Raw genomic sequence first — 2015 nt, 5'->3', positions numbered from 1 at the left:
TGAGGTTGCGCTCAGTCAGCAGTGCGTCGAGCACGACGAGAAGGTTCAGATCAAGGCCTTTGAAACGCATGCCTCATCTGTCCGTAACGTGGTTGCTTGTCATCGCGACCATTGTGGGCGATTGAGATTTGAGCAGACTTGGGCGTGGCGGCGCTCCGACAACGATCCGCGACATATATCCAAGGTCGCGCGCAATCCGGCGAATTGTCATCGCTATGACGACAATCGCCACTCCAACAACACTTGCGAACGCGATTCTGGTCGTGAGACTCCAGACTTCTCCAAACTGTATAAAATCCATGAGGCGAAACACGGCACCCTGAACCAAGTAAAGCAGCAGCGTACTCTGACCAAGCTCCACCGCGACAAACTGAGCTACTCTAGTTGAATAGACAATTCTCCAGCACTGGAAGATAAGCTGCATTGCTACTGCAGAAGCTGCTGCAGAGCCAGCGAACATCATAAACACTTGTTTAGCTGACTGTTGATCATGAATTGAAACAAGATTGTTGTAGGCGTAAGTCTCCTTGCTCCACCCAAGGAAGCATAAGAAAGCTGTTATCGAAAGTAAGACCGAGAAAAGCGATTTGTGGCGCCAGATGATACTTTTCTGCCATCCGATCTGCTGGGCAAACAAGAACCCCAAACAATAAAAAGGGTATGTATATCTTATCGACGGGATTATCGATGATGTGATGGGCGCGAATGCGACCGCAATTGCAGATGCGCTTATGATCCACATCGATAGACGATTGAAAGTTGTAAAAAACTTAACTAGGATGAACGAAGTAAACGCCGCCCATAAGAACCAGTATGTTCCAATGAATTCCTTCAACAAATCCAACAATCCGTCATTTAAACTCTTCGTCGGAACCATCACGGCGGACTTTAGCGTCCAAATCAACGCACACCAAAAAAGCATTGGTAGTAGTAACTGCGTTGCTCGATTGCCGACCCCTTGAATGAACGGTTTTCGCAAAATTGCCCCAGAAGAAAGATATCCGCTTATCGCCATAAAGAGAGGCATATGGAATATGTAGATGGACTTGTAAAATGGCGACAGCCAGAAGGCGTCAGTGCCTCGATAAATACAATATTGTAACAGGTGCCCAATTATCACCAAAGTAATGAGTATACCTTTGCCGAAATCAAAGCTTAGGTCTCGGTTGTTTGTCCCTGCTGGGCGCGAGTCGCGTCCCTTCGCTCCGACCGTTATGTGATCAAGCATCAGACTCCAGCCTATCTGTTGCGGTTGCTACTTGCCGTTTCTGGGCACGGCGAGCGTGCCAGTTTCGGTGCGAAGGATCGAAATTTGCGCGGATCGCGGCGTGGTATCGAGGCCTACTGGCCGCAACCGAGCGGACAAAAATCCCAGTGCCTGATCGAAAACCTGGAGCGCGGTGGCGGTCGCGATCATGTGTGGCGACGCGAACGCCCGGCACTATGGTCGCCGGGCCCTCTCTGCAGAACCTCTCAGGACGATTCCGCAGCGGGTGCCGAACCATGCCGAAAGCGAGTTGAATGCCAAGTTGCAGCAGCATCGGGCGCAGGAGGCGGATAGAATGGCTCATTCCGATTCTCTCAAGATCCGGATGCACCCTGTACAATCCGAGTTCGCCTACCAAGAAATCAACCTCGCCAACCGTGAGGAAACGGCGCAGCAGTTCCAAGTGGCCGCTACGCCGTGCACATTAGAGCCGATTGCGCGAACCGCCGGCCTTGCACCGGCCCAGCTACGACCGCCTGAAAGCCCGCGTCGGCCCATAGGCCTTTCGGAACAGGCGGAGAGTTCGACATGATCGGCTACTTGCATCCCAGCACACGCTACAGGAGCAGTGGCGTGATCGGGTGCATGTCAGGTCCGGTCATCTATGCAGCGCCCTGGAAGTTTGGTAAAATCGATTGTTTAGATCGCGAGCATCCACGCTATGGATAAATGAAAGCCATGCGCTTCAAAGGCCTTGATCTGAACCTTCTCGTCGTGCTCGACGCACTGCTGACCCAGCGCAACCTCT

At 52.1% G+C, this 2015-nt stretch carries 1 protein-coding gene and 1 pseudogene; both read right to left on the bottom strand.

Annotation, left to right across the window (positions count from 1 at the left end; all coding sequences use genetic code 11):
• Positions 1–73 precede the first annotated feature (73 nt).
• Positions 74–1228 (bottom strand): nodulation factor fucose acetyltransferase NolL, encoded by a 1155-nt coding sequence (gene nolL / locus AC0L2V_RS32130; RefSeq protein ID WP_473522180.1) that lies wholly within the window; start codon positions 1226–1228, stop codon positions 74–76.
• Positions 1221–1765 (bottom strand): annotated as a pseudogene (locus tag AC0L2V_RS32125) (GNAT family protein). The gene nolL and the pseudogene AC0L2V_RS32125 overlap by 8 nt, the downstream one beginning before the upstream one ends.
• Between the last annotated feature and the right edge of the window lie 250 nt (positions 1766–2015).

The sequence above is a fragment of the Mesorhizobium sp. WSM4814 genome (assembly GCF_055811595.1).
This window is presented reverse-complemented; position numbering and strand designations above follow the sequence as displayed.

What these genes read in the sequence shown, in the direction of transcription:
- nolL (WP_473522180.1), bottom strand. Translation starts at nt 1,228, where the DNA reads ATGCTTGATCACATAACGGTCGGAGCGAAGGGACGCGACTCGCGCCCA.